Source organism: Dehalobacter sp. TBBPA1, assembly GCF_040931655.1.
Lineage (GTDB): Bacteria > Bacillota > Desulfitobacteriia > Desulfitobacteriales > Syntrophobotulaceae > Dehalobacter > Dehalobacter restrictus.
This window is the reverse complement of the sequence record NZ_CP162385.1, coordinates 322,789-349,137: the sequence shown is the minus strand read 5'-3', so window position 1 is coordinate 349,137 and position 26,349 is coordinate 322,789. Positions and strand designations below refer to the sequence as shown.

The following is a 26,349-nucleotide window of genomic DNA, read 5'->3' as shown; positions in this document are numbered from 1 at the left end:
ACCCCACCCCTTTTTTTTAGATAAATCACTTAGTCAAATCAATAACGTAGTAATATACTTTGATAGTTCATTGAAATTTGAATCCATTACATGGTCTGCTACCTTTTTTAGGTTCACAGGCTGTAAAATTACACTTGCCATCTTAAAACTTGAGATCGGGTCGTTAATATCAATCTTTTGTACAGAAGGTGTATCATTTAGTGATGGGTAAAGTATTGTTGCCGTCTTATCTCCAATTCCACTTACAGCATAAACTGCCAATTGATATAACATATCACGTGGCAGATTTTTGTCCCACAGATCCCTGTATTTGGCATCCAGTAATTTTATTACCTTACCATGTTTCATAAGCGCAAAGTCAGGTCTTGGAGTAGGTGATCTCTTCCCCCTCGGGTTAAAATTTGGAGTATAAATAAACATATCATGTAAGTTAAACTGGTCTTTAACGGAATACTGCGCTGCACTGCTTACAAGTAATCTTCCGATTAGTGTTTCAAAAAAGGCATTCATATCAAAGAAATATCCGCGCAAATTCAAAGATATAGAGCCATCCTCAAGCTGAATTCCTTGTGACTCATAAAGTATATTTATTATTTCCAGAATAGCTGTATATCTCTCGGTCAGTCTATTGAGACTGTTTTTTGCTTTCTGTAAAGTTATTCTATTTAGCGGTATTGAATCAACAGTATTAGAAAGCATTCTGCTGATCCCTTCGAGATTTACCTTCAATCCACTGTCAATAACTAGTCCCAAAGCCAATCTCAGTCCGGCAAGTATTGTTTGATTAAGAATCGTATTTTCACTTCTGTTAAAATACCTGCAGGGCAGCTTATCTGCTACCACTCCGCCCTGCTTGCTTAGTTTTACTATGTCAATTCGGCCTCTTGGAGATGACAAGCTTCCTTCATTTTTAATATAATTTTTTAAAATGCCACGCCTAATCAAGTCTTCAGCTTCAATGAACAATTCATATATTAACAGATCAAAAAAAGAAAACTCACTTATTGCATGCGTGGCTGAATCAAATAGCTTCAATTCCCTTAGCCCGTAAGCATATCTAAGCAATGCGTACAGCTGCATTCCATTTAATTTAGGATATATGTTGACTTGCAAATTATCCAACGTTATTTTACCTACATAAGAGTTACTAACAATCTGCAAACCACTTTTTAATTCAATTATTTCAACAATACCTTTTTCTGTTAATACCTTCGCGGTTTCACGGGCAGTATTGCTTGTTAATTCATATCCGGGCTTGAACTCGCTCTCCCATTCCTTTAGATTTATAATGTCCAAGTTCATTGCATAACCTCAATGCTTTCATCATCAGAGAGCTCGATATCTTTTTCTTCACCTTCAAATGCTGCGCGAAGCTCAGGACACGGGGAAAGAAGCGCATTTATCAAATCTGCAATGTCAGATGATGAGAACAGTTCATATCTCACAAGTTGACTCATTGTGTCAACAATTCCATCACCCAGGATTTTCGACATCAGGGAGTAGTCGCCGTAGCAATATTCTTCAATGAGCGGGATAATATCTTCTTTAACAATTCTTTTAAACTTTTCACTATCCGTTACTGCCTTTTCCCTTTCAAGAAAATAGGAATGGCCAATTTGGAGATTACGGGCATCTTTACCAATGTTTTCACAAATCCGCTTATTTAAGCCTTTCAGCCATCCATCCAGGGGCAACCCTTCAAAAACAATATCTTTGAAAAAATTATATTCCGGCATTAGCTCAATAAATCCAAATCTTCTACGCAATGCGACATCAAGGAGTGCAATTGAGCGGTCTGCAGTATTCATTGTTCCAACAATAAATACATTTTCAGGTACAGTAAACGGTTTCTTAGAAAGAGGTAAAATCAGTTTTTTACCCCGTTTACCCGTTTCTATAAGCATAATTAATTCTCCAAAAATCCGGGAAATATCCCCCCTGTTTATCTCATCAATAATAAGATAATACTTTTTGGATGGTTCCTTTAGTGCATCAATGCAAAGCTCTTTAAATACTCCGTTCTCCAATTCAAATACAGTCTGACCATTAACGGCGGAAGGTTTAATCCCTTCAATAAAATCCTCATATCCATAGGATGGATGAAAGCAACAAATGCGTACAGCGCCTTTGTTGTTATCACTGCCACAGATTTGAAGCTTCTCCTCAGCGGACAGATTTGCAAAAGCTTTATAATAATTGTTTCTCGCTGCGAGTTCAAAGCAGGCTTTTTCCGCATGAAATGTTTTGCCGGTCCCCGGAGGCCCGTATAAAACAACTTGCTTTTTCCTATTAAGTATGTTTTCTATCTGCAAGCTGATCCCTGTAAGCGGAGTTAAAGGCACTCCATCGTCAGTCGAACCCGTATTCTCTATAAAAGGTGTGTTAACCAGTTTTTCTATTGCCAAGATATTGTCAATTTCCTTATAAGCATAAACTGTGGTCAATATCCCTTCTCTGGGGTTTGGCAAGCGGGTTTCAGCCAGATAAATCCAATCAACCTTTATTACATGGGGAAAAGCAAGCCCTTCCCTATATTCATACTCACCGGCGGCTTGTCCAACTCCCAACACTTTTTCACCATCTACAGCTACAATTACATCTTGAGGTTTAATATTAAAGTAAAAAGCCAATATTTGATTCGCATATTTTCCTATGACTTGAGGAGTATTGGAATATTCTTTTTCAAGCACTTTTATGAGCTTGGCTTTTAAACCGGTCTTGTCTTGCTCCTCATAGTCACTTAAGTTCCCTAATTTATCCCATCCAATAGACACATATCCGCCATTTCGCATCTCATTCCAATAACTTATTTTCCCATCGGATGTCCCGATCCTATAGTATCCTACCGGAGAACCAAACAGTTCGTTTATCGCAGACGTAATGTAATTGACAGGGAATCCGCACTCGTTTGCAAGCTTAATATATTGCCCGGCCATTCCATACGCGCTCTCGCTTTCCGGTCTAATCCCACAACAAACAAGTCCATGGCGCTGCCATCTTATTGAATGAAAGTCGTCTATAAGGTTCGGGTAGATCATGTGATAGTATTTGTGAACCCACCCCAACCTCGACATATCAGTATTTGAACTATTGATGCGCAATGTGTTTTGCTGTGACAATACTAAATTTGCGTACTTATCTTCATCAATGGTTGTTTCAAGTGCCGCGATTTCAACAGCCCCGGCAATCAGCTTATTCCTTATTTCCCTGCCTAATTCAATCGCTTCTTCAGTGGTAAGAATAGTAGGACTTTGAGGATTTCCTGTTACCCACTTACCATCTGAATTCCGTTTGTACATTATGTATTTAAAAGAACTGCCGCCAGCGATACTCCCGAAATTAAAGGTGTTAAACTCATCATCATTTTTAAATTCAAGCCAGTAGAATAGACCTGCGCGATTTCCGATATTAAATATCGTATCTAACAGCAATTCTCCATCAAGGTTTTTGAGCTTCTCCGGGCCGAATTTATCTGCAAAAAGTTTATATTTTTGTTCCAACTTTTCAATTTGAAGGAGCTTACCATCAGTTAAGAGCTTATCACAAGCCTTTTTGATTCTATCGACAACGCTGATACTGTTTTCCTCATTAGATTGAGAATCTCTGAATTCAACATATTTGCTTATACGGTTCTTATAATCATTTGAGCCTTCGTAATAGGATTCATATATCGTCTTGTTTTCAGACTGGGATTTTATTGGTATTTTATGTCTAAGTGGTTCTTTATTTGCTTGGTCTTCACGAGAATATGTAAACTTTAAAATCAGTGCCGCACACTTGTCTATGTCATACGCGTCATCCAAATCACATTCAGCTTCTTCAACGTTTTTGAGCCTACTGATATAATTACCATAACTGCTTATTCCTTTACTTTTCAGCCATTGTTCAAATAATTCTCTCTGCAAAATGACGCCTCCTTAATTTGTATTTTCTTTCAATTATTTTATTCACTAATTTCTTTCAAAGATAGTTATTTGCATGTTCAAGCCTGTACCGTCCTGATTTGGCAATTCCGGAACAGTTCTAAAACCATTATTACATCCCAGCCTTCCAACAACGGCAAGACAAAGGGCATCTAAGACATCGTCAATTTTCTTTCTGAATTTGTTTTGCTTTAAATATGTCTCAATCACTGCCTGGGACTCTGAAAAATAGCCCTTTATAATGTTTATTCTCTTCTTGATACCATCATCATCAAGCTTGCTGTCACTAAGAGGAATTTCACCGTTCAGCAGGTAAAAGCAAAACTCAGGGTGGCTTTCCATGAGCCTGTTTTTCCATTGCGGATTGTTTTGTAGAAAAGCATCCACTTGTTTTATTGCTTTGCATAGAGCCATACTTATTGGGTTTTGCTTAGCATCTAATTTCCTGTTTAGCTCCCATGCCTCTTTTACATCTGCAGCATAAACAATCTGCCTGAAGGGCGTATTGAAAACACTTGACGATTTCTTTCCCAACAAAGCCCGCAGCTCATTGTCCGGTCGTTTTGCAGCTTCAACCTTGCCCTCGGGAAGTCCAATCGGAATATCTATTAATAAAGAGTCTGCTTCCTGGTATCTTTTACAGATTTCTTCGATGGTCTTGAACTTTCCTATCTCAAACTTTTCATTGGAAATTGCGACAGCCAGCCACGCACCCTTACATCCGTCAATTCCTACACTTATGTAGTTTTTTTCTTTTCCGGTAAGCCTATTGAACAGAGAAATAAACTGTCTTTCAACTGTTTCAAATGCTTTAAATTCAAAATCCGGAGCTCCTTTGAGAAAGGGTGTAAAGTCAAATATTTCTTCCTCCATAAAATATAGAAACTCATAATGAAGCATTGCATCATCGATTTCAAAGACTTGTCTTGTTTCCTCATCACTCAGCGGTTGATCCAGGTATTTGCTCCAGATTAATTCCTGAAGCCTGTCTTCAAATTCAATATATTGCGGAAGCTTCTTTTTGACCGCTCTTGTAATGTCGGAAATATAGGCTTCACTTGCATCATGGAGCAAACAGGAAAGCTGTATTCTTTTCGAATATCCTCTTTCTTTAGCTTCAGTAGCGCAATTTATCGAATGCTGTGCTACTGAGAAGAAGCTCTTAAAATGACCATTTGCCCGGCACAACAATGATAAGGCATGAGCTATATCTTCAATTTTTATCCCGGCTGATACAGGCTCTATAGGTGTAAAATGTATTTTCGAAAAGGTAGTTATATATTCGCTCATAATATTAGTCTCTTTTCTGATTGATCAACTTATATCCAATTTGCTACTGGATAGGTTCCATTTTTATTATAGTACTCTGATAATAACTCCCTTTCTATTGTTTCGGGGTTATTACAAACAAAATATCCCAGCAAAAGCTTTCTATTGTTTTTGATTTGCCAGATTGCTCTGCCACCCCGATGGTTCTCCACTTCATGATAACCATATCGAACATATTGCTTTATTCTCTGGCGCAGCCTGTTTATTTCTCCGCCTGCTTTACCTATATATAGGATTTTATGATCAGTCTCGCTAAATTTCATTTTTAAATCCTCTGCTGGATATAATAGGTTTTTTTCGTGGTATTCATTAATAGCTGTAGTTTGATTAATAAACTCTACTATAAAGGATTCAGGAGCAACAACAATATAAACACCTATCTCATTTGGTATTATCGCACACCTCGAATTGTAAAACTGCTCAATAGTGGAATATGTGAATAGTTCTATTTCTATGGAAACCATCTCCTGTTTTTTTCTTTCAATGTACTATCAAAATCTACAGATGGGAATTTTATTATTTAGGTTTCAATTCTCCAATTTTTTCATAATTCCTTTCAAATTTCATGATACAGAACAATTCCGTCTAGGTTTTTCTCGCGTAAGAGATAGTCTCTTGACAAACGAATAATAAGAAATTGATAAGGCACAGCCTGTTTCAACTGGCTGCGCCAAACCAACTATAAAAAGGATTAATTCAAAGCAACTTTCTCCTTGTTATCAACTAAGACGTACCATTTTCCACTGTCGTATAAATCTTTTGAGATCTCAAATACTTTACTGTCAGTTGTTGCTATACCAGGGTTCAAGTCACTGAGTATTTTACCGTTGTTGTCTTTCTCAACCGCATAGGAGCTGCTTGCATCAATATCGGCATCATATTTTGTTCCCTTTTCGTCAATTAAGTAAATACTCGGAAGCGAAAAAGTTCCCACCGGCTTGTCTGAGACATTTTTCATCTTATAATCAATACAGATAAATACCCCTCCTTCGCTGACCTTTTTTTGAATGTAAGTACTTCCAACCGTATTTCTCTGCTCTGCTTTGGTAACTGTTACTTCAATACCACTTGAGGTCGAGACAACCTCATTTAACGTATAAATTTTTTCTACCGGTTGATTATTTTTAGAAGACGTAGATGACGTTGGTGTTGTGGAAGCACTATCTTTCCCACCTGTAGATGCGGCAATTATGATTATAACGATAATTACGCCTAATACGATTAATAGTTTTTTCCTCTTTCCCATTGGCTTTTTTTCCATGTCGTAATTCCTCCCTACAAAAATATAATTCTTGGCCAGAAAGGCGTTATCCATTTTGAATATGAAAAGGCACCTCCCATTTTTAGATTATAAACTGAGAGGTGTCCAATAAAACGGATTATTAAATGCATCTCTTGATATTATTCATATTGCTGCAAAAGCATATGTGCACGCTGTTTTAAATCGCAGATTAAACTCTCCGGAGACAATACTTTGGCCATGTCTCCGAACTGAAACAACCAACCAATAAACACCGGAGATACAGCAACTTTTAGTGTTACCGTAAAATCCTTCTCATCCAATTTCCTAATGGAAACATCCTTCCCAAAACGGTCTATCACAACACCGGCCAGGGAATTATCAAACTGGATGGTAACATTGTCCTCTTCTCCGTTATACATTCCGAAAACTTTTTTAGCGTAACCGGCAATATCAAATTCATTATGAGTAATAATGTCCCGTGTTTCCTCACTGAGCCGGATATCATTCATCTTATCCACCCGGTAGTGAGTAAGACCTTGGTACTTGGCAGAATAAGTAATCAGATAATAATTTTCATCATCCCAAGTCAGAGTTACCGGACTAACCTGATAATACTCCCCATTCTTACGAAATCTTTTTTCTTTTTCCACTGTATAGTCATAATACTGAAAATAAATCTTTTTACCGGCTGTTATAGCTTGATGAATTGTATCTACGTTATAATAAATACTTTCATTCATGGCTTTAACCCGGTTAGAAATATAAACCTGACGCTGCAATTGAATAGCTTCATATTTACTCGTTAAGCTTTCCAGCTTTTTAATCAATTCGTTCGATTTTTTGACAGTTATAAATTTTGAAGACTGCACAGCATCGACCAGAAGCTTCAATTCAGGCAATTCAAAAGTCCTGCTGGCTAAAAAATAATCATACGTTTTCGTTTTTTCCATCTTAATATCTAAGCCGAATTGGCGCAACGCTTCAATATCTGCATAAATGGTCTTGCGTTCTACTTCGATGTTATAGTCCGCAAGTTTGGAAATAATCTCATTTATCGTTAGCGGGTGCTCTTCATCAGTTTCAGCAAATAGAATTTGCATTAGATATAGTATCTTTATCTTTTGATTCATTGATCTCGGCATGAAATACCCCTTAGACTTATACTTAGATATAATAGTATATTTTAAGATCATTCCACGTTTTCTTACATTTCCTTTAAATCTATACCAATATTAAAGACAAACACCAAAGACTCTTTTGTCGTTTGGGGGCTTGAGTTTTTCTGGCCTGCACCTCTAAATAATGCACCACCTTGTTTTCAACAAGGAATTAAGAATATTTATGTTAACTGGTTTACGGTTTGGCGTTCCTTGCCAAATAACACCTTTATTATATGTTTCAAAAAATCAATATAGAACCGCAGATTTATTCTCCGAAGATCTTTACGAATCTCCTTGTCAGATGGGATGATTACCATACTTCTTTTTACAATCGTATTTTCAAATATCGGGGAGAGTTTTGAGTATACATATTCAGCTTGAAACAATGCTTTGTCTTGAGCATTTTTCCCTTTGGCCCCAGCCCGATACATTTTTCGAAGCCATTTTACGTCGATCAAAGCTTCCATCTCTTTGAGAATCTCAGCAAATTCCTTCTCAGTTACAAGAAAATCGCTCGAAAGTTGTGGAACAACTTTTTGGATAATGTGGTTCATCTGAGTTGAATCGTCGTCGCAAATCGTATCAGCTATCCATGAGACAAGTTTGCTTGAACCAATTCCGCCCCCAATTCCTCCGGCAAGACCGAGAACTGCTCCGATAGCAGTACCAACTCCAGGGAAAATTAAGCTTCCGATAATTGCTCCTGTAGCTGCACCACCAATTCCACCGATAGCACCAGATACATTCACACTCAGATTTTTTATGAATTGTGACCACGAAATCTCCTTTGTGATAGCAGCTCGGTATAAATCCGGCATTGTTGTAACAGCTGTAAGACAAATCATAACCGGCCATTCAGTCCGTGCAAATTTAGTAACGACGTTTTTCGCAGCTGCTCCTTTCAAGATCTTCCCGGAAATCACTGAAGAAAGCTTGTGGATTGATTTTTTCCCAATATCACATTTATAAAATTTGTTTATTACCATTTTAGCGTTTTGTGTCGAGAATGCAGCAAAGTTACGTCCTATCGACGTCCTTAAGAATTGCCTGGTTATTACTCCGGTGCCCATCACAACAGCCCCGCTTTTTATGGTATTTATACTTGATAATCGTAGCGCCTGTGTGATATTCATACCATTCCATTTACAACTCGCAAAGGTTACGGCAAAAGTCAAGCCAAACGCACATAAAGAGACAACACTTTGTTCTTTAATATCAAACACCAAAGAGTCAATGTTTCCAGCCTTAGCAATATTTTTCGCTTGTATATAAGTCACATCACCTTGTCTAATAAGTAAATCAGCTTTTTGGGGATCATTTATACCCGGTACTTTACCAGCTTTAATTTTTTCTGTAATTTCTCGGACTGCATCTTCATATTGCTCGAACGGGACCTCAATAATTTGACCGTTATATCGATATAGTCCTGTCTCTTTGCTGAATGCTGCATCTACTGTTTGTTTGGCAGTTCGACAATACTTTGTCTGTATAGAAACGTAATTTCCATGCCTGTTATGTACAATGCGATCGGCCCCATCTCTTTGATTGTTACGTCCGACTGTTTCGACTTTTTCAAAACAAAATCTGTCGGCTTGCGCATTTGCATCTTCTGCTGCAAATCCATGGCCACCTTTTTTATTTCTCCATTTCACCCACTGTGTATTCTCAATATTTTTACTTGTAAGTACTGTGTTTAGGCCGTTAGATGCATGTTCGTTATTGTTACCCTGCTTTTCTCTGGCCATTGTTATTGCCTCCAAACATTTTTCCTACTTTACTTATCTTTTAAAGCGGGTAAAGTTTTCTCCAAGTACTCTTGCCAGTAACCATCATCATCACCCTCAAAGGAATGAAGCCAGTAATACATCATTAGAATCTCAAATTCTTGTTTTCTTCCTTTGGTAAATGTTTTTTTTGGCATCTTTCTATAAAGTGAATCCAGGTTAAAAAGATTACTTTTTTGTTTAATATCATAATCATATTTCCGGAAATCATATTTACTTTTTCGTCTATGTGTTGGTGGCCACACATCTTCATTATTTGAGAAATAATTCAGCCAGTTAAAAACAAACTCCAATATATTGACTCTGTACTTTGCCCACGTCTCATCTATCCAATTATTGATCTCCTCAGTGATAAATACCTTATCATTATTAGTCACACCGGTTTGACTCATTACTTGATGGTAATCTTTAATGAACAGAAACAGCATCTCTGTCTGGTCCTTTATAAAGGGATACTTTTTTATTAATTTTGCATAACAATCATATGACAAGCTCCTGAATTCTTTATCAGAATCATAAAGAAAAAAGAAGTCATCCTCCTTTAAAAGTTTGCCGATACTTAGATTCATCTGTCTCCCATATTCAGAATAAATGCCAACCAGCCAAGCTTTTACTTCTTGGTCATATTCCTTTAATTTTTGTCTGTATTTATCGACTTTCTCATCTTTTAGTACAGTCTTTTCTTCAGCATCTGTAATATTTAAGTAGTTATTAAAATATTCGAATACATAATTAACGCAAACCCTCATGTTCTCATTGCGATCATCTGTATTAAATTCATTTATCCTATCTTCTTTCTTCCTTCGAGCAATATATTCTTCTAAAGATAGCACGCTATCCCCCCTAAACCAGAATATTAAAAACAGATATACTTTTCTATTTCGCAATAAAGACTTCCGCTTTAACAACTTGTACAACCTTGTAACGCTTTATTAGAGGCTTTTAATTATCTATCATATTTCTCTGAATTTAGTAATTTATATTAACATTATACTTCAATCTGGTTTGTTTTCCCATAATAACCAAATACTTGACTAATACTCAGTAACGAGAAGAAATGTGGAAGGATTTGTCTCCCTTGTTGTAGAATACCATTTGAAAGGGAGTGAGATCTTTGAGGCATTTTGTATTAATCTTAAGCCTGATATTTCTTCTTGCCGGATGTTCAAGTGTTATTCCTAGTAATTCCGGAGAAATAACTGCTACGGCAAATAGCACGGTTCAAAGTATTGACCCCTATTCATTCGAAGTAACCTATAATGAATCGGGAAAAGCCGGGGAACCTATTATTATTTCTTACACAATTAAAAACAATACTGATACACCAATAATTGCAATAAGTTTAGCCTTCGAAGATTATTCAATGATTCAGGGAGTAAAGGTAAGTACATACGACAATTGGACTTTCTACCAGGCCGACAATACTAATACTCCAAGAATCAATATTTCAAATATATTTTTGAAGAAAAATGAGAGTATAAGTTCGAAATTTTCTTTAATGTTTACTAACCCGGGCACTTATCAATTTAAGCTACAGCCTCAGATAAAAGCCGGTGACAATATTAAGTTAAAAACGGCCATAATAAGTTTGAAAGTTGTTGATAGTGATTCTGCAAAATTGAGCAGAGATAGTGCTTCAAAAATAGATATTGATAAGAAACGAATTGCTGAAATTGATAAAACGATAAGTAAATTAAACATTGAGATAGGTGTAGATAAATCTGAAATATCAAATCAAAATAGCCAAATTGAGTGGACACAAGGAAATATAAGACACTCACAGGAAAATTTAGCCCGCTATCCCAAAGATGCAGCTACCTATAACCAAGAGATTCAAGATTATAACAATGAGATAAGCCAAAGAAAGGCTAAAATATCTGAACTTCAGGCTGAAATCAATAAGTATAATGATCAAATAAAATTGCTAAATGAAGAGAAAACCAATTTAAGCCAAGAGATTGCAAATCTTGAGAAGAACCTATAATTAAAGAACGAGTGAGACCGTTTCAGATTTTGTGTAAACCTCCAGAGTGATGTAAGATAAGAGCATCACATGGAGGTTTTTATTTATGGCCAAGAGGAGAATTACCCCCGAGAGAAGAGAACAACGTAAAAAGTTACTGGAGATGCTGCAGGCAGCAGGAATCAACGATGTTTCAGGAGTACAGGATCTATTCAAAGAAATGGTAAGTACCGTCCTGGAAAACGGCCTGGAAGCAGAGATGGAAGACGAACTGGGCTATAGCAGATACGACTACCGGAATAAAGAAACAGACAACAGCCGGAACGGTTATAGCGAAAAGACCGTAAAGACTAGCCTGGGAGATATGGATATTTCCATCCCCCGTGACCGCAAAGGCGAATTCGAGCCGCAGATCATCAAAAAGCAGCAGACAACACTCTCAGGAGACATTGAAGAAAAGATTCTATCCATGTATGCCAAAGGAATGACCACCGGAGATATCGAAAGTCATATACGTGAAATTTATGGTATTGAAGTATCCGACAGTACCGTAAGCCGTGTCACCGATAAAATCCTGCCGGTAGTAAAAGAATGGCAAAGCCGACCGCTGGAAAGTATTTATGCAGTCGTATTTATGGACGCCATCCACTTCCATGTGCGCAGTGAGGGTCAGATCGTCAAGAAAGCCGTGTATATCGCCATCGGTATCCAGATGGACGGAGTCAAAGATGTACTGGGCATGTGGGTCGGCGAGAATGAAAGCGCAAAATTCTGGCTCTCCGTGATGAACGGGATCAAAAATCGTGGCGTAGAAGATATCCTCATTGCCTGCGTAGACGGTCTCACAGGTTTCACCAACGCCATTGAAGCCGTATTTCCCAAGACAGAAATTCAGCAGTGCATCATCCACCAGATCCGGAACACAACGAAGTTCGTTTCCTACAAAGACATCAAGGCTCTCATGGCCGATCTGAAGAATATTTACGCAGCTATTGATGAACAAACTGCCCTTTATGAGCTTGATGCCTTTGATGAGAAATGGGGAAGCAAATATCCCAAAATCGCGGTATCCTGGCGAACGCACTGGGCCAATTTAGCCACCTACTTCAAATATCCCCAGGAAGTCCGAAAGCTGATTTACACCACAAACGCTATTGAAGGCTTTAATCGCCAGCTCCGCAAAGTCACCAAAAGCAAATCCGTCTTTCCAACCGACGACAGCTTACTGAAAATGCTTTATCTGGCCATGATGGATATAACGAAAAAATGGACTGGCCGGAGGCAGGATTGGGGGCTAATTCATTCCCAACTGCAAATCTATTTTGAAGACCGATTGGAGCAATTCAGCTAAAACCCGCTCTGGGGCAGACTTGACATGGGACCCTGCGGCGGCTGCTTCAATGGGTCGCGGGATGCGGCTCAAAGGATGTATTCCTTTGGGGTAAGCCCCATCCCGTTCTTAAGGGTAGCATCCGCCGCCCCCATATCAAGTCTTATCTGGGGTCGATTGACAACCCGAAGTATTCCTGTATAATGCAGACAAAAGGAGCGATAGACTTATTCAAGCTATTGCTCCCATAAAATATTCGCCTTATTTTACATCAATTTTGGAGTTTACACAGAGTTCGGGATACACCCGAACGAGTGGAAAGCAATTTTGCTTCTACTCGTTCTTGATTTACCTATGGTGTTTTCAAATTATGCAAATACTTGCTATTTCACTTCATTTTTTTGTTTCTTATATCCATAACCGCCTCACTTACCATGCAAAACATTCCCTCAACTCCGTCCTTTGTAGCTTCAAAGTTAAAAGCGTTATCCCTTGATATTCCAATACTATCCGCTTCTTTTACTGTATCTATGTTGGCCCCAAGGAAAATAAACTCCCAATTATATTTTTCTTGCTGATGCTTGATCAGTTCTTTCACTTTTTCATAAGTAAATTCTCGACTGGCATTTTCTAAACCGTCTGTTGTAATGACAAAGATTACTTTTGCTGGCTTTTCATCTTCAACAGTTTTTGATAACCTTTGTCTCACATCAAGAATGGTTTTTCCCACAGCATCCAGAAGAGCAGTGCATCCTCTGACAAAGTATTCATTATTTGTTAGCTTTACTTTACCGGCATTAACTCCGTTCCATAATATTTCATACTTGTCATCAAAAAGCACCGCTGTCAGTATTGTTTCTCCTTCGAGTTGACTCTGTTTTTCTATAAATGCGTTAAATCCGCCAATAGTATCGCTTTCCAGCCCTCCCATCGATCCGCTTCTATCAAGTAAAAAAATGATTTCTGTTAAATTCATGTTCATATCCATCATCCTTTCAATTTTATTCGATGATATAATAGTAGCTAGATTTATTCATTATTTGGTCGCTTAATAGGCGACATTTTTGGGGGACGAGCAAAATGTTGAATGAAAAAATGCTTGCTGAATTACGAGAATATATAGATAAATACACCAGTAACCTTATTCATGAATTAAATGTTCAGGAAACAACAGATTACCTAAAGGCTTTTTCCGCAGATGCAATTCAAGATAAGGAATTAGAACATTTCATTAAAAAAACCCGCAAAAAAACATTTAGCCAGTTACTATTTAGCTTTATAGATAAAAAAGAAATCAGTGAACCGGAAGTTTACAAAAAAGCTGGAATCGACCGTAGACATTTTTCAAAAATACGTTCAGCCAATTACCGGATAGGGAAAAATACTGTCATTTCTTTAGCCCTTGCTCTTGAATTAAATAAAAAAGAAGCAGAAGAACTTTTAAACGCCGCTGGCTACTCTCTGTCTGATGGCGATACATTCGATCTAATTATTCAATACTTTCTTGAGAAACAAGTCTATGACATTCTAACTGTAAACCAGGCTTTAGATTACTTCAGCTTAAAACCGCTTTCTGTGATTCTTGAATAATAAAAAATTTTACAAAAAAGCTGACTGAGTCAAATAACTTAGTCAGCTAATTGATTAAATCGTAAAGATAGAAAAGACCGTTTTTTGGTTGTAAAATCAGAAAGTGTCTTTCTTTAATGAACAAAATATTATATGTAATAGCCCCAACAAGCTATATTTTAGTCACTTTATTTTGTGAACATGACACCAATGACAGGTGGATCTTTCCTAAGAATACCCAATAGATAGAAAGACAGGCTTGTCTTCAAGCCTAGCTTTCTCAAATGCTTCCTCTCCCCACGGATACCAGTCCACCGGATTATTGGCGTGCTGTAACAGATAGGGAGATTTTTCATTGATTAATCTATTGGGTATTTTCTTTTGAGTGTCCACATGACCACCTCCTTTTTATGGATGCTATATTCTTATAAGCACTTCCAAATTTATTTGAAGTTAACAATTACTTTTATATCGTCTCCGATTTTTTGCCATACTATGCTTTCAATGATAGTACGGTAGAGATCATAGCGGACCGCATTATCTGTCGTTTGGGTAATGTTATCAAAAAACGTCTAACATCTCTTTTAACAAATGGTTGAATATGTGTATCAGATCAGCGAGATTCAGTTTGAGTTTTTTTGTAGACGAGATGGCGCCCTTGCTTACAGCTTGTCTTCTAGTTGGGTGACAAGTTTTCTTTAAAACCATCGGCTTGGCAACATGCCTCGCATACCATTAAGACACCAATTTTGTCAGCGGCTTAATGATGATTCTATTATTTATATATGGTAACATCTTGGATTTACCCTTATACAATATAGATAAAGGAACAAACTTTAGAGGTTAAGTTATGCATAAAATTCGTAAAGCAATCATTCCGGCAGCAGGACTTGGCACGCGTTTTTTACCGGCAACAAAGGCTCAGCCTAAGGAAATGTTGCCTATTGTGGATAAGCCTACAATCCAGTTTATTGTTGAAGAAGCAATTCAATCGGGAATTGAAGACATTGTAATCGTTACCGGCCGCAGTAAAAGGGCCATAGAAGACCATTTTGACCGCTCAATCGAACTGGAGATGTTCTTGAAAAATACTAAAAAGGACGAGCTATTGCATGTAGTACAAGATATTTCGCGGCTGGCAAATATTTTTTATGTCCGTCAAAAAGAAGCTCTCGGCTTAGGCCATGCAATCTATTGTGCAAGAAAGTTTATAGGAGATGAGCCTTTCGCAGTATTGCTGGGGGATGATGTCATTCATGCCAAGATACCTTGTTTAAAACAAATGATCAATATTTACGAACGTTATGGAGCTAGTATTGTCGGGGTCCACGAAGTCCCTTTAGAAAAGGTTTCCAGATTCGGCATAGTGGACGGGGAAAAAATTGGCGAGCGTATTTATCGGTCCCGGAATCTGATTGAAAAACCCCGTCCGGAAGAGGCCCCAGCGACACATTTAGCGATTATGGGGCGCTATATTCTAAGTCCTCAGATTTTTGGAATTTTAGAAAACCTTCGACCGGGTAAGGACGGCGAAATTCAGCTGACTGATGGCTTGCGTGAATATTGCAAGGCTAGGGAAATTATTGCCTTTGATTTTGAGGGGAGCAGATATGATGTAGGAGACAAATTTGGTTTTATTCAAGCGACGATTGAATACGGGTTACGCCATGATGATTTGTCTGATGAGTTAATTAACTATCTGCATGGACTTAAACCGGAGGAAATACAATGAAAAAAATCCTTGTTACCGGTGCTGACGGCTTTATTGGCAGCCATCTTGTGGAGCAACTGATCAAAAATGGTGAAAAGGTCAAGGCTTTTGTCTATTATAATTCATTTAATACCTGGGGATGGCTGGATACCTTTCCCAAAGAACTTATAGAGAATATAGAAATATTCACGGGCGATATCCGTGATCCCAACGGAGTAAGAGAAGCGCTCAGAGAGGTGGATGAGGTTTTCCATCTTGCGGCTTTAATCGCCATTCCCTTCAGCTATCATTCTCCCGATTCCTATGTTGACACGAATATCAAAGGCACCTTGAATGTCCTGCAGGCCGCTAAAGATCTGAAAACGAAAAGGATCCTGGTAACCTCTACATCAGAAGTTTATGGCACCGCCCAGTATGTGCCCATTGATGAGAAGCACCCCTTTCAAGGGCAATCTCCGTATTCAGCCACCAAAATAGGGGCTGACAGACTGGCGGAGAGCTTTTATCGCAGCTTCAAAATGCCCGTTACCATCGTGCGGCCATTTAACACTTATGGACCGCGTCAATCGGCCAGGGCTGTGATTCCGACTGTTATTACCCAGCTTCTGTCGGGAATGGCCGAAATAAAACTAGGTTCGCTTACGCCAACCAGAGATTTTGTTTATGTGAAAGATACTGCCCAAGGCTTTATTGACATCGCCGCGTCTGATAAAACCATAGGGCAAGAGATCAATATTGCGACCCAGCAAGAGATATCAATCGGTCAGCTTGCCCAGGAGTTAATTGATCAGATTAACCCTCAGGCAAGGCTGATTTGTGACCAGCAAAGATTACGCCCAGAAAAAAGCGAGGTAAACAGGCTTTTGGGGTCAAATGAGAAAATCAGAAAGCTTACTGCCTGGGAGCCGAAGTATAGTTTAAAAAAGGGTCTGGCTGAGACGATAGTTTTTTTTATGGAAAATTTAGGGCGGTACAAAGCGGATATTTATAACCTGTGATGTATAAGCAAGAATTGAAAGCAGTTGAGCTTTATGGATAAATTCATCCCATTATCAGTCCCCAACTTTAAGGGTAACGAACTTAACTACATTACTGACGCAATTGAAGCGGAATGGGTGTCTACCGGCGGGGCATACATCGATAGATTTGAATCGGAATTTGCCGCTTATGTCCAAACGGAAAGAGCGGTTGCTTGTCAAAACGGTACGGCCGGCTTGCATCTAGCTTTAATTTTAGCTGGTGTAGAAGCGGATCATGAAGTGATTGTGCCGACACTGACCTTTATCGCTGCCGTTAATCCGGTGAAATATTTAAATGCCCATCCTGTTTTTATGGATTGTGATGATTCTTTGTGTATGGATATGTCTAAACTAAAGAAGTTTTGCCTGGAAGAGTGTAATTTTATTGACAGCAAATTAATCAATAAGTCTACCGGCAGACAGATCAAAGCCATCGTGGTGGTCCATATTTTCGGCAACATGGCAGATATGCCGGCGGTTATGGATATAGCTGAGGAATATAACCTCAAAGTAATTGAGGATGCCACTGAGGCCTTAGGAACCTATTGCCTTGAGGGCCGGTATAAAGGTAAATATGCCGGGACCATAGCTGATATCGGAGTGTATTCCTTTAACGGCAATAAAATTATTACGACCGGCGGCGGCGGAATGATGGTCTCCCGTGATCCCGGCATAATGAAAAGAGCCAAATATTTGTCGACCCAGGCCAAAGATGACGCTGAAATTTTCCTGCACAATGAAGTTGGCTACAACTATAGAATGACCAACCTGCAGGCAGCACTGGGGGTTGCGCAGCTGGAGCAACTGGAGAACTTTATATCGATAAAGAAAGAAAACTATCAAATATACAAAAGCAAAATAAATGACGGCTTGAACGGTTTGAAGATCCTGGACTTTCGGGAGGATATCAGACCGAACTACTGGTTCTATTCTCTTTATATCGTAAATCTCGAGAAATATTCCCGTAAAAGAATAATGGAGAGTCTAGCCAAAGCCAATATTCAAACCCGCCCTATCTGGGGACTAATTCATGAACAAAAACCTTATTTGCATAACCAGGCTTTTATGATCGAGAAGGCACTCGCCTATTATACCCGTGTTGCGAATATCCCTTGCAGCAGCAATTTATCTGCAAACGATGTATATAGGGTTATTGATAAAATTGCAATCCACGTGGTTAAACAAGGAGACTAGTATGGTTTATAAACAAAATTATTACGAGAATATGGATATATTGAAAGCATCTTTTCCTAATGCCTGGGAGAAGGTAGCAAAAATGGAAGCGGTTCTCGACAAGGAACTAATTAAAATGGTTACCGCGAAAAACAGCTTGCCAAACCTTAAGGTGAAAGACAAATACCTTCATAATCAAAAAAATCCCCGAATGGAAGCGCTTGCTTTTATTGACCAATTTAAAAATATGGATAATTATGCCGAGATTCTATTTTACGGAATTGGTTTAGGTTATCAGCTTAAGGCTTTTATGGAACGTTACCCCGATAAACCGTTTTCAGTGTATGAACCAGTACCGGAGATATTTTATCAGTTTCTAGTTCAGGCCGATTTACAAGAGTATCCTCCTCATTTACTAAGAAACATTTATATTGAAGAACTGCCGGATGACCCGAACCTTTTTTGCTTCAAGCTGGTTAAGAAAATCCGCAGTTCTATTTTGATCATAGATCTTCCTTTCTACAAAGAGGCCTTCCCGGAAAAGCGTCAGGCTTTTTTTCTCAGTTTGAGAATTATTTAAAGGAACGCAAGATGTTCCTGGCTGCTAATTTAGCCTTTGAGAAAAGTCACGAATCATGTCCCAAAAATTTGGCAATCTATCTGAATTTGCTTGTCAATTAAATGGTAAATTCTGGCTCCCATTTATTAGAGCGTTCATATAATAAATGGGGTGAGAGTATTGGATATCGAGACCTTATATATCACTGAAGACCAAAGCGTCCTTGAGGCGATGAAACAGATCGATGTAACAGCCAAGCAAATACTGCTTGTTCCCGAGAATAAAAAACTGAAAGCAATTATTACCGACGGAGACATTAGAAGGCATTTGCTGCGCGGAGGGAAATTAGAGGATAAAGTAAAAGAAATTGCCAATTATCATCCAAGATTTATCTTGGAAAAAGATAAAGAGCAATCCCGGGAATTAATGAAGAAATGGTCAATATTATCTTTACCGGTTGTGAGTGAAACATTGGAAATACAATCGATTGTTTTTCTCGAAGATTACGAGATTGGACGCCAACATTCTGTTGCTGCACCTGTCGTTATTATGGCTGGCGGCTTGGGAACACGGCTGTATCCGTATACCAAAATATTACCGAAACCACTCATTCCAATCGGCGAAATTCCTATTACCGAGCATATCATTACTAATTTTATGGAGTATGAGTGCAGAGAGTTTCATTTAATCGTCAACTATAAAGGAAATATGATCAAGTCCTATTTCAACGAAGTTAAGAAGGATTATCTCCTTAAATTTCATCATGAAGAGATGCCGCTGGGTACAGGCGGCGGGCTTAGTCTGCTTAAAGGGAAACTCGAATCGACCTTTTTCCTGACTAACTGTGATGTGCTGATCAAAGCCAACTATAAGGAAATATATGACCATCATAAACAAACCGGCAATATGATTACCATCGTAGCAGCTTATAAGCATCTCACGCTTCCTTATGGAATAATCAATATGAACAGCAATGGTGAAATAGCCTCAATGATAGAAAGACCCGAATACTCATTTCTGATCAATTCCGGCTTTTATGTCGTGGAACCCAATGTTCTAGACAGGCTTAAGAATGATAAAGTAATAGGGTTCCCCGATATCATTGTGCAGCAAAAAAGGCTGGGAGAAAAGATAGGGATTTTTCCTGTTAGCGAACGGTGTTGGCTGGATATGGGGCAGTTTGAAGAATTGGCAAGGATGAAGAAAGAATTAGAGGTGTGAGCTCGTGGAAAAAATTGTGCTGATAGGCGCTGGCGGGCATGCGCTCGGCGTTATCGACAGCATTCAATCATGCCAAAAATTCGAAATCGTGGGAATTACTGAATTGGACTATGTTGCCGGGAAGAAAGTATTAGGCTATGGAATCATAGGAAATGATGACGTATTAAAATCTGTATTTGATAGCGGGGTTAAAAATGCTTTTATTGCAGTCGGAAGCATCGGCAACCCGTCATTGCGAATAAAACTGTATTATATGCTTAAACGTCAAGGTTTTGCCTTGCCTGCGATAATCGATCATTCTTCAAATATCGGCAGTGATATCCTGCTTGGCGAAGGCATTTACGCGGGTAAGAACACGGTAATTAATGCCGGGAGCACTATTGGTGATATGGCGATCATCAATACCGGCGCAATACTAGAGCATGGTTGTTGTATTGAAGAATTCACCCATATAGGGCCCGGCGCTGTTATCTGCGGTAACGTTAAAATCGGCGCCCGGACACATATCGGCGCCAACTCAACGGTTATTCAAGGCGTAACCATTGGCGATAACTGCCTGATCGGAGCCGGAAGCGTTGTTGCCGGCGATGTGGCAAGCAAGGTTGTTGCTTATGGCAATCCCTGTAAAAGGGTGAGAAATAATGCATGATGTTTTGATAATCGCCGAAGCCGGAGTAAACCACAACGGGAATGTGCCTCTAGCCAGAGAATTAATAGATATCGCCAAAGATGCGGGAGTAGATGCCGTTAAATTTCAAACCTTTAAAGCGGAGAGTCTTATCTCAAAAGTGGCGGATAAAGCAGACTATCAAAAACAAATGACCAGGACAAATGAAAGTCAGTTAGAAATGGTAAAGAAACTGGAGTTATCTTATGGCGATTTCACGGAACTCAAAAAGTATTGTGACCAAAAAGAAATTCTATTTCTTTCCACGCCCTTTGATTTGGAAAGCATAGATTTTTTGAATAGTTTCGACATGCCAATATTTAAGGTGCCATCTGGAGAAATTACCAACCTGCCGTACCTGATAAAAATCGCCCAAACCGGCAAACCGGTGATCATGTCAACGGGAATGTGTGATTTGGCAGATGTTGGGCTGGCCTTAGAGGTGCTGCAGAATAACGGCGCAGGTTCGGTAACGTTGCTTCACTGTAATACCCAGTATCCTACTCCTTTTGAGGATGCCAACATCAAAGCGATGCTGACTTTAAAAGAACACTTTGGCGTTAAAGTCGGCTATTCCGATCATACCTTAGGGATAGCAGCTCCACTTGCCGCAGTGGCACTGGGCGCTGCTGTGATCGAAAAGCATTTTACGCTTGATAAAAACCTGGAAGGTCCGGACCATAAAGCAAGTCTTGATCCCAGGGAGCTTAAGGCTATGGTTTCAGCTATCCGGAATGTTGAACTCGCTTTGGGTGATGGCGTCAAACGCGTATCAAAATCCGAAAATCCTAACAAACAAGCTGCCCGCAAAAGCATTGTCGCCAAACGCAATATTGTTAAAGGTGAACTTTTTACCCAAGATAATTTGACCGTTAAACGCCCCGGTAATGGGATTTCTCCGATGAAGTGGTTCGAGGTGCTGGGAATGAGCGCAACGCGTGATTTTGGCGAGGACGAGTTGATAGAATTATGAAAAAAACGATTTGCGTAGTTACCGGTTCCCGGGCTGAATATGGTCTTTTAAGACCTGTCATATTTCGGCTGGCTGATACTCATAGTTTTGTTGTAAAAATTGCGGCAACAGGTATGCATCTGTCTGAAGATTTTGGTTGCACATATAAGGAAATTGAAGCCGATGGTTTTACCATTGATGCTAAAATTGAAATTTTGCGTAATGACGGTTCAACCAAGACTAATAACAAATTAGATAATATTGATTCCACGGCCAAAGCTATTGGAATTGGTATTATCGGTTTTGCGGAGTATTTTGCAAAAACTCAGCCTGATTTAGTCGTCATTTTAGGCGACCGGTTTGAAATTTTTGCGGCTGCTACCGCCGCGGCAGTTGCCTGTATCCCCATTGCTCATCTTCATGGCGGGGAAACAACGGAGGGGTCAATGGATGAGGTTTTCCGCCACGCCATCAGTAAAATGAGTTATTTGCACTTTACTTCCGCCGAGCAATACAGACAGCGGGTTATTAATATGGGGGAAACGCCGGATCGGGTATTCAATGTTGGGTCAACCGGTGTAGAAAACATTTTAAGGATGCCCCTTATGACCAAAGATGAGCTGGCGCGCAGCATAGGCTATGATTTAAACAGTCCCTATGCTCTTGTCACATTTCACCCGACAACCTTGGAAAAGAATTCTGCCATGAAGCAAATGGAAGTGCTTCTGTCGGCTCTCGATGAGAGCGAAGGGCTGAACTATATCTTTACTAAAGCTAACGCTGATAAATATGGCCAGGAGATCAATAACAAAATAGAAGCCTACTGTGAGAAAAAATCAAATTCGATTTGCTTTGCATCTCTGGGCGTATGGCGTTACCTTTCGGCGATGAAATATTGTGAGATGGTGATCGGCAATTCCTCCAGTGGAATCATTGAAACCCCCAGCTTTAAGAAACCCACGATCAATATCGGAGACAGGCAAAAAGGCAGGATTTGCGCCAAATCAGTCTTATCTTGCCAACCCGAAAAACACGCTATACTCAATTGCATTAGTAAGGCAAGATCCCAGCAGTTTTTGGGCAAAATTGCCGATCAGGAAAATCCTTACGGCGATGGCAAAACTTCTGAAAAAATTGTCATGGTAATAAAGGATTTTCTGGATAATAACAAGATAAATCTCAAAAAGAGTTTTTATGATGGTAAGGGGCAAAGCCGTGTTCAATGAGCAGCGAATTATCGCCATTATTCCCGCGCGCAGCGGTTCTAAGGGATTACCTGGCAAAAACATCCGAATTCTTAACGGCAAGCCCCTGATTGCCTATAGTATTATTCAAGCCCGGGAGGCAGGAATATTTGATGAAGTATTTCTTTCGACCGATTCATGGGAATATGCCGATATCGCCATCCAATACGGAGCACATGTTCCATTTTTAAGATCGGCTGAGCTGGCTTCAGATTCCGCTTCGACATGGGATTGTGTAAGGGAGGCCCTTGCCCAATTCGCGGCGCTGGGCAAAGCGTATGATATCTTAGTCGTCTTGCAGCCGACATCACCGTTGCGAACTGCTAAAGACATTATCCAGGCAATTGAAAAAATGACTCAAACAAATGCAGATTCTATTGTGTCGGTTTGTGAGGCTGATCATTCCCCCTTGTGGTTTAATACCTTGCCGGAAAATAAATCTCTTAAGGGTTTTCTCCGGCCGAAAATTATAGCGAAAACCAGACAAGAACTGCCCGTTTTTTATCGAATTAATGGAGCAATTTATGCTGTAAAAACATCCTATTTTTTAAGGACGCAGGATATCTTGGACGGAAACTCTTTTGCCTACGTCATGCCCAAAGAAAGATCCATCGATATCGATACGCTGTCTGATTTTTCTATAGCCGAGTATCTTCTTACGTTAAAAGAACATTAAAAATAACGCCATATTGACATATTGAGTCAAGTAAGTCATTTTCTTATACTGAATTTAGGTTGATAAAGTTACGAATAATCCTCAATCCTGTCATCCCGCTTTTTTCCGGATGAAATTGACAACCGTACAAGTAGCCTGATTGAACCGCAGCGGATATAATTTGCCCGTTATAAGAAGTGTCAGCCAGTCTATTTGATAAATTTGCAGGTACTGCCGTAAATGAATGTACAAAATAAACCGTCTCGCCGATTTCAATACCCGCAAGAATTGTTCCCTGCCAGTTTTCTTTACTATCTGGTAACGCTAAAGCGTTCCAGCCGATGTGCGGTATCTTTTGTCTTAAGCCGTGCATATCCTGAGCCGGTATTTTAACAACACTGCCCGGTATCAAGCCTAAGCCTTCATGAATCCCGAATTCCTCACTTTTCCCCATCATCATTTGCATCCCCAGACAGATGCCTAGAAAAGGCCTTTCCTTAGAAGCAAAATTGATAATTGCTTCCATAAGACCACGTTCAGATAATCCCTTCATACCATCGGCAAAAGCACCGACTCCCGGCAAGACCAGATAATCTGAGTTTCTAATGTCTCGGGGATTATCCGAGATTCTCACCTGACCGCCGCAATATTCAAATGCTCTCTGTACGCTGAGAATATTTCCCATTCCATAGTCAACCAACGTGATCCTAACCATGTTTCAATCTCCTTACGTTAAGATTGCAGGAGATAGCATATTCCCGTATCTCCTGCACCGTCAGCTTTTTATAATGAAGGACATGGGCCATGGCAATCGCATCCGCGCAACCGTCGTTAATAACATTTATCATATCTCTTACACTGCCCATACCGCCGCTGGCAATGACAGGTATTGGAACTGCGTTCGACGCGGCCTTGACAAGGTCCACGTCGAATCCTTTGGCTATACCCTCCCTATCTACTGAAGTTAAGAGTATTTCACCTGCGCCCAGTTCATAACCCCTTTTGACCCATTCCATAACATCAATGCCTGTCTTTTCCCTGCCGTTATCGTAATAAGCTTCCCATTTTCCTTGACTGACCTTTTTCGCTTCGATAGATAAGACCATGCACTGGGAGCCGAACCTTTCGGCTATCTCGCGGATCAAATCCGGTCGTTTGATGGCGGCGGTATTAATGGCAACCTTATCGGCGCCTGCCCGCAATACATCTCTTACATCTTCTACTGAGCGAATACCCCCGCCGACTGTTAGGGGAATAAATACGTCCTTTGCCGCGCCGCGCACTATCTCCAATAAATTATTCCGTTCATATAAACTTGCCACGATATCCAGATAAATCAGTTCGTCTATTCCCTGATCGTAATATGCTTTAGCGAAAGTGTTGGGGTCGCCGATTTTTCTCAACCCCTCAAGTTGGACACCTTTAACTAAATTGGGACCTTTCACGTCTAATCTGGCAATTAATCGAATATTACTTCTGGTCTTCATATTATTCATGATCTACACTTCACTCTTCATAAATCGGGCGCCGTAACTTCCAATTCCCGTTTTCCCGCGTCCAGAGGTGAGGTGATCGAAAAGTATCGGCCAGCGCCATAAAATAGTCCCTATCCATAACCGGTTGTTCAAACATTTTAGATGCCGCCGGAAACTCCTTTTCAGGAATACTTAAATATTGAAAGATTTCTTCCGCAAAACGCTCCGGGAACTCCCCGTCAAATTTTTTTACCAGAGCTACCCCTTCCTCGCGCGTAATTTCTTGATTTCTAATTTCCTGAGCGGCATCATAGGTTGCCCGTCCGATCCCAAATTTGATAAAGGTAGTATAGTAATGGAAATCGTCGATCTTATCATCAATACTGTTATACTTACTGTAAGTGCCAACCGTACGTTCCGGCGACGGCTTAAAACCGCCGTTCTCGACAGCGTAATAAAAACACTCTTGGGGATGCCATCTTAAATAATATCCGAGATAGTGTACCTCGACTTTTTTCCGCTCCAGTTCGTCCGGATCAGCAGGGATATAGGGAAGCAGCTCAACCGGCTCAACTCCGAAATCTCTCTCTAAGGCTTCTAAAGATACACCGCCGAGATAAATCTTGCTTTTGTCTTCCGCGGTAAAATACTTCCAATCCCTTTTCGCTGAAGAAGTATCGGATATTGGATTACCGTACTCAGCCTCATTTTCGCCGTAAAAAACCAGTTTAATATCATGGGCTAAAGCCATTTTCGGTGCCAGGGATTTCTGTCCAAAAATAAAAGGCTGGAACGGATGGAAAAGATTCTCTACCGCCAGCCTTGTCAGCAAGCGATGTGTCCGGGGATTTGGTGTGCACAGGAAATTATCAAAGCCGGCGTTTAACCAGGCCTGAAAATTATGCCAGCCCCAAGGTGTATAGATGTGAGGCGCCCAAGTTACTGTTAAGGGGTGCATTCCATATTTATATTTAAGAACATGCGCCGCGTAAAAGCTGTCTTTGCCGCCGGATCCGGGAACAAGGCAGTCATAAGAGCCGTCACTTTTCCGGTATTTGTTACATAGATCTATCAGTTCCTGCTCCCGCCCCTGCCAATCAATACTTTTGTTTTTGGATTCGGCAAAACGACAGGCGTCACAAACCCCTTCCTCATCTAAATGGATCGTTTCTTTCTTGGAGTTCTTGGTGTGTTGATATTCGACTGTCGAATTAGGACGTTGATTGGACATTACACACCGCTTGCAATACTTCAGTTCTGAAGGAAGACCGAATTTGGCTTCCAGCATACTTTCGTTTAATCCAAAATTAGAATCATCTATAACTCCCGGTTTGTTAACTATTTCCATCTCTTTACCGCCTTTATTACTTTA

The 26,349-nt window shown here is 39.8% G+C and carries 24 protein-coding genes and 1 pseudogene; 12 read left to right on the top strand and 13 right to left on the bottom strand.

The window, feature by feature from the left end:
* Nucleotides 1-33 precede the first annotated feature (33 nt).
* From AB3489_RS01695 to AB3489_RS01660, 8 genes are all read right to left on the bottom strand, one after another.
* Nucleotides 34-1,302, bottom strand: a complete 1,269-nt coding sequence (locus tag AB3489_RS01695) for an McrC family protein (RefSeq protein ID WP_368293737.1) — start codon at nucleotides 1,300-1,302, stop codon at nucleotides 34-36.
* Nucleotides 1,299-3,905 carry an McrB family protein gene (locus AB3489_RS01690; RefSeq protein ID WP_368293736.1) on the bottom strand — a complete coding sequence of 869 codons (2,607 nt, stop codon included), beginning with the start codon at nucleotides 3,903-3,905 and terminating at the stop codon, nucleotides 1,299-1,301. Before AB3489_RS01690 ends, AB3489_RS01695 begins: the two co-directional genes overlap by 4 nt.
* 45 nt (nucleotides 3,906-3,950) lie before the next feature.
* Complete coding sequence (locus AB3489_RS01685; protein ID WP_368293735.1) at nucleotides 3,951-5,213, bottom strand: DUF429 domain-containing protein; 1,263 nt, start codon at nucleotides 5,211-5,213, stop codon at nucleotides 3,951-3,953.
* 29 nt (nucleotides 5,214-5,242) lie between these two features.
* On the bottom strand, nucleotides 5,243-5,716 hold the full coding sequence (locus AB3489_RS01680; RefSeq protein WP_368293734.1) for a hypothetical protein: 474 nt from the start codon (nucleotides 5,714-5,716) through the stop codon (nucleotides 5,243-5,245).
* Between the two features lie 227 nt (nucleotides 5,717-5,943).
* On the bottom strand, nucleotides 5,944-6,513 hold the full coding sequence (locus tag AB3489_RS01675) for a DUF4352 domain-containing protein (protein WP_368293733.1): 570 nt from the start codon (nucleotides 6,511-6,513) through the stop codon (nucleotides 5,944-5,946).
* A gap of 140 nt (nucleotides 6,514-6,653) precedes the next feature.
* Nucleotides 6,654-7,595 carry a helix-turn-helix transcriptional regulator gene (locus AB3489_RS01670; RefSeq protein WP_368293732.1) on the bottom strand — a complete coding sequence of 314 codons (942 nt, stop codon included), beginning with the start codon at nucleotides 7,593-7,595 and terminating at the stop codon, nucleotides 6,654-6,656.
* 239 nt (nucleotides 7,596-7,834) lie between these two features.
* Nucleotides 7,835-9,400 carry a hypothetical protein gene (locus AB3489_RS01665; protein ID WP_368293731.1) on the bottom strand — a complete coding sequence of 522 codons (1,566 nt, stop codon included), beginning with the start codon at nucleotides 9,398-9,400 and terminating at the stop codon, nucleotides 7,835-7,837.
* 29 nt (nucleotides 9,401-9,429) lie between these two features.
* On the bottom strand, nucleotides 9,430-10,272 hold the full coding sequence (locus AB3489_RS01660; RefSeq protein ID WP_368293730.1) for a hypothetical protein: 843 nt from the start codon (nucleotides 10,270-10,272) through the stop codon (nucleotides 9,430-9,432).
* 281 nt (nucleotides 10,273-10,553) lie between these two features.
* Between AB3489_RS01660 and AB3489_RS01655 the strand changes: the two genes are divergently transcribed.
* Both AB3489_RS01655 and AB3489_RS01650 read left to right on the top strand, forming a co-directional pair.
* Nucleotides 10,554-11,423 (top strand): hypothetical protein, encoded by an 870-nt coding sequence (locus AB3489_RS01655; protein WP_368293729.1) that lies wholly within the window; start codon nucleotides 10,554-10,556, stop codon nucleotides 11,421-11,423.
* A gap of 85 nt (nucleotides 11,424-11,508) precedes the next feature.
* Nucleotides 11,509-12,753, top strand: coding sequence for an IS256 family transposase (locus AB3489_RS01650; protein WP_368292328.1), 1,245 nt, complete (start codon nucleotides 11,509-11,511; stop codon nucleotides 12,751-12,753).
* A gap of 367 nt (nucleotides 12,754-13,120) precedes the next feature.
* Here AB3489_RS01650 and AB3489_RS01645 read toward each other — a convergent pair whose 3' ends face one another.
* Nucleotides 13,121-13,714 carry a VWA domain-containing protein gene (locus AB3489_RS01645; protein WP_368293728.1) on the bottom strand — a complete coding sequence of 198 codons (594 nt, stop codon included), beginning with the start codon at nucleotides 13,712-13,714 and terminating at the stop codon, nucleotides 13,121-13,123.
* 98 nt (nucleotides 13,715-13,812) lie between these two features.
* Between AB3489_RS01645 and AB3489_RS01640 the strand changes: the two genes are divergently transcribed.
* Complete coding sequence (locus tag AB3489_RS01640; protein ID WP_368293727.1) at nucleotides 13,813-14,322, top strand: XRE family transcriptional regulator; 510 nt, start codon at nucleotides 13,813-13,815, stop codon at nucleotides 14,320-14,322.
* A gap of 213 nt (nucleotides 14,323-14,535) precedes the next feature.
* Here the strand turns inward: AB3489_RS01640 and AB3489_RS01635 are convergent.
* A pseudogene (locus AB3489_RS01635) lies at nucleotides 14,536-14,694 on the bottom strand (DUF255 domain-containing protein); the annotation flags it as partial.
* A gap of 457 nt (nucleotides 14,695-15,151) precedes the next feature.
* Here AB3489_RS01635 and galU point away from each other — a divergent pair.
* From galU to AB3489_RS01590, 9 genes are all read left to right on the top strand, one after another.
* On the top strand, nucleotides 15,152-16,033 hold the full coding sequence (galU, locus tag AB3489_RS01630) for a UTP--glucose-1-phosphate uridylyltransferase GalU (RefSeq protein WP_368293726.1): 882 nt from the start codon (nucleotides 15,152-15,154) through the stop codon (nucleotides 16,031-16,033).
* A complete protein-coding gene (locus tag AB3489_RS01625; RefSeq protein ID WP_368293725.1) occupies nucleotides 16,030-17,010 on the top strand; it encodes an NAD-dependent 4,6-dehydratase LegB in 981 nt (326 codons plus the stop codon). Before galU ends, AB3489_RS01625 begins: the two co-directional genes overlap by 4 nt.
* A gap of 33 nt (nucleotides 17,011-17,043) precedes the next feature.
* Entirely contained in the window at nucleotides 17,044-18,225 is a 1,182-nt protein-coding gene (locus AB3489_RS01620) for a LegC family aminotransferase (RefSeq protein ID WP_368293724.1), read from the top strand.
* 1 nt (nucleotide 18,226) lies between these two features.
* Nucleotides 18,227-18,784 carry a hypothetical protein gene (locus tag AB3489_RS01615; protein ID WP_368293723.1) on the top strand — a complete coding sequence of 186 codons (558 nt, stop codon included), beginning with the start codon at nucleotides 18,227-18,229 and terminating at the stop codon, nucleotides 18,782-18,784.
* A 150-nt stretch (nucleotides 18,785-18,934) separates the two neighbouring features.
* Nucleotides 18,935-19,984, top strand: coding sequence for a sugar phosphate nucleotidyltransferase (locus AB3489_RS01610; protein WP_368293722.1), 1,050 nt, complete (start codon nucleotides 18,935-18,937; stop codon nucleotides 19,982-19,984).
* Between the two features lie 4 nt (nucleotides 19,985-19,988).
* Nucleotides 19,989-20,633 carry an acetyltransferase gene (locus AB3489_RS01605; protein ID WP_368293721.1) on the top strand — a complete coding sequence of 215 codons (645 nt, stop codon included), beginning with the start codon at nucleotides 19,989-19,991 and terminating at the stop codon, nucleotides 20,631-20,633.
* On the top strand, nucleotides 20,626-21,624 hold the full coding sequence (gene neuB / locus AB3489_RS01600; protein WP_368293720.1) for an N-acetylneuraminate synthase: 999 nt from the start codon (nucleotides 20,626-20,628) through the stop codon (nucleotides 21,622-21,624). The genes AB3489_RS01605 and neuB overlap by 8 nt, the downstream gene beginning before the upstream one ends.
* The gene (neuC, locus tag AB3489_RS01595; RefSeq protein WP_368293719.1) at nucleotides 21,621-22,829 is read left to right on the top strand and encodes a UDP-N-acetylglucosamine 2-epimerase; all 1,209 of its coding nucleotides are present in this window, start codon (nucleotides 21,621-21,623) and stop codon (nucleotides 22,827-22,829) included. Before neuB ends, neuC begins: the two co-directional genes overlap by 4 nt.
* Nucleotides 22,801-23,523 carry a CMP-N-acetlyneuraminic acid synthetase gene (locus AB3489_RS01590; RefSeq protein ID WP_368293718.1) on the top strand — a complete coding sequence of 241 codons (723 nt, stop codon included), beginning with the start codon at nucleotides 22,801-22,803 and terminating at the stop codon, nucleotides 23,521-23,523. Before neuC ends, AB3489_RS01590 begins: the two co-directional genes overlap by 29 nt.
* 43 nt (nucleotides 23,524-23,566) lie before the next feature.
* On the opposite strand, the gene hisH is transcribed toward AB3489_RS01590, so the two are convergent.
* From hisH to AB3489_RS01575, 3 genes are read right to left on the bottom strand one after another with little or no spacing between them, the layout of a single operon-like run.
* Nucleotides 23,567-24,217 (bottom strand): imidazole glycerol phosphate synthase subunit HisH, encoded by a 651-nt coding sequence (hisH, locus tag AB3489_RS01585; protein ID WP_368293717.1) that lies wholly within the window; start codon nucleotides 24,215-24,217, stop codon nucleotides 23,567-23,569.
* The gene (gene hisF, locus AB3489_RS01580; RefSeq protein WP_368293716.1) at nucleotides 24,210-24,998 is read right to left on the bottom strand and encodes an imidazole glycerol phosphate synthase subunit HisF; all 789 of its coding nucleotides are present in this window, start codon (nucleotides 24,996-24,998) and stop codon (nucleotides 24,210-24,212) included. Before hisF ends, hisH begins: the two co-directional genes overlap by 8 nt.
* Before the next feature lie 10 nt (nucleotides 24,999-25,008).
* Nucleotides 25,009-26,325: an N-acetyl sugar amidotransferase gene (locus tag AB3489_RS01575; RefSeq protein WP_368293715.1), complete on the bottom strand. Its 1,317-nt coding sequence runs from the start codon at nucleotides 26,323-26,325 to the stop codon at nucleotides 25,009-25,011.
* Between the last annotated feature and the right edge of the window lie 24 nt (nucleotides 26,326-26,349).

Excerpts from the sequence above, each read along its gene's own strand:
- AB3489_RS01665 (WP_368293731.1), bottom strand. The coding sequence starts at position 9,400 with ATGGCCAGAGAAAAGCAGGGTAACAATAACGAACATGCATCTAACGGC.
- AB3489_RS01650 (WP_368292328.1), top strand. The coding sequence starts at position 11,509 with ATGGCCAAGAGGAGAATTACCCCCGAGAGAAGAGAACAACGTAAAAAG.
- AB3489_RS01625 (WP_368293725.1), top strand. The coding sequence starts at position 16,030 with ATGAAAAAAATCCTTGTTACCGGTGCTGACGGCTTTATTGGCAGCCAT.
- hisH (WP_368293717.1), bottom strand. The coding sequence starts at position 24,217 with ATGGTTAGGATCACGTTGGTTGACTATGGAATGGGAAATATTCTCAGC.
- galU (WP_368293726.1), top strand. The coding sequence starts at position 15,152 with ATGCATAAAATTCGTAAAGCAATCATTCCGGCAGCAGGACTTGGCACG.
- AB3489_RS01590 (WP_368293718.1), top strand. The coding sequence starts at position 22,801 with ATGGTAAGGGGCAAAGCCGTGTTCAATGAGCAGCGAATTATCGCCATT.
- AB3489_RS01670 (WP_368293732.1), bottom strand. The coding sequence starts at position 7,595 with ATGCAAATTCTATTTGCTGAAACTGATGAAGAGCACCCGCTAACGATA.
- neuB (WP_368293720.1), top strand. The coding sequence starts at position 20,626 with ATGCATGATGTTTTGATAATCGCCGAAGCCGGAGTAAACCACAACGGG.
- AB3489_RS01640 (WP_368293727.1), top strand. The coding sequence starts at position 13,813 with ATGTTGAATGAAAAAATGCTTGCTGAATTACGAGAATATATAGATAAA.
- neuC (WP_368293719.1), top strand. The coding sequence starts at position 21,621 with ATGAAAAAAACGATTTGCGTAGTTACCGGTTCCCGGGCTGAATATGGT.
- AB3489_RS01685 (WP_368293735.1), bottom strand. The coding sequence starts at position 5,213 with ATGAGCGAATATATAACTACCTTTTCGAAAATACATTTTACACCTATA.
- hisF (WP_368293716.1), bottom strand. The coding sequence starts at position 24,998 with ATGAATAATATGAAGACCAGAAGTAATATTCGATTAATTGCCAGATTA.
- AB3489_RS01695 (WP_368293737.1), bottom strand. The coding sequence starts at position 1,302 with ATGAACTTGGACATTATAAATCTAAAGGAATGGGAGAGCGAGTTCAAG.
- AB3489_RS01620 (WP_368293724.1), top strand. The coding sequence starts at position 17,044 with ATGGATAAATTCATCCCATTATCAGTCCCCAACTTTAAGGGTAACGAA.
- AB3489_RS01680 (WP_368293734.1), bottom strand. The coding sequence starts at position 5,716 with ATGGTTTCCATAGAAATAGAACTATTCACATATTCCACTATTGAGCAG.
- AB3489_RS01675 (WP_368293733.1), bottom strand. The coding sequence starts at position 6,513 with ATGGAAAAAAAGCCAATGGGAAAGAGGAAAAAACTATTAATCGTATTA.
- AB3489_RS01615 (WP_368293723.1), top strand. The coding sequence starts at position 18,227 with ATGGTTTATAAACAAAATTATTACGAGAATATGGATATATTGAAAGCA.
- AB3489_RS01575 (WP_368293715.1), bottom strand. The coding sequence starts at position 26,325 with ATGGAAATAGTTAACAAACCGGGAGTTATAGATGATTCTAATTTTGGA.
- AB3489_RS01645 (WP_368293728.1), bottom strand. The coding sequence starts at position 13,714 with ATGAACATGAATTTAACAGAAATCATTTTTTTACTTGATAGAAGCGGA.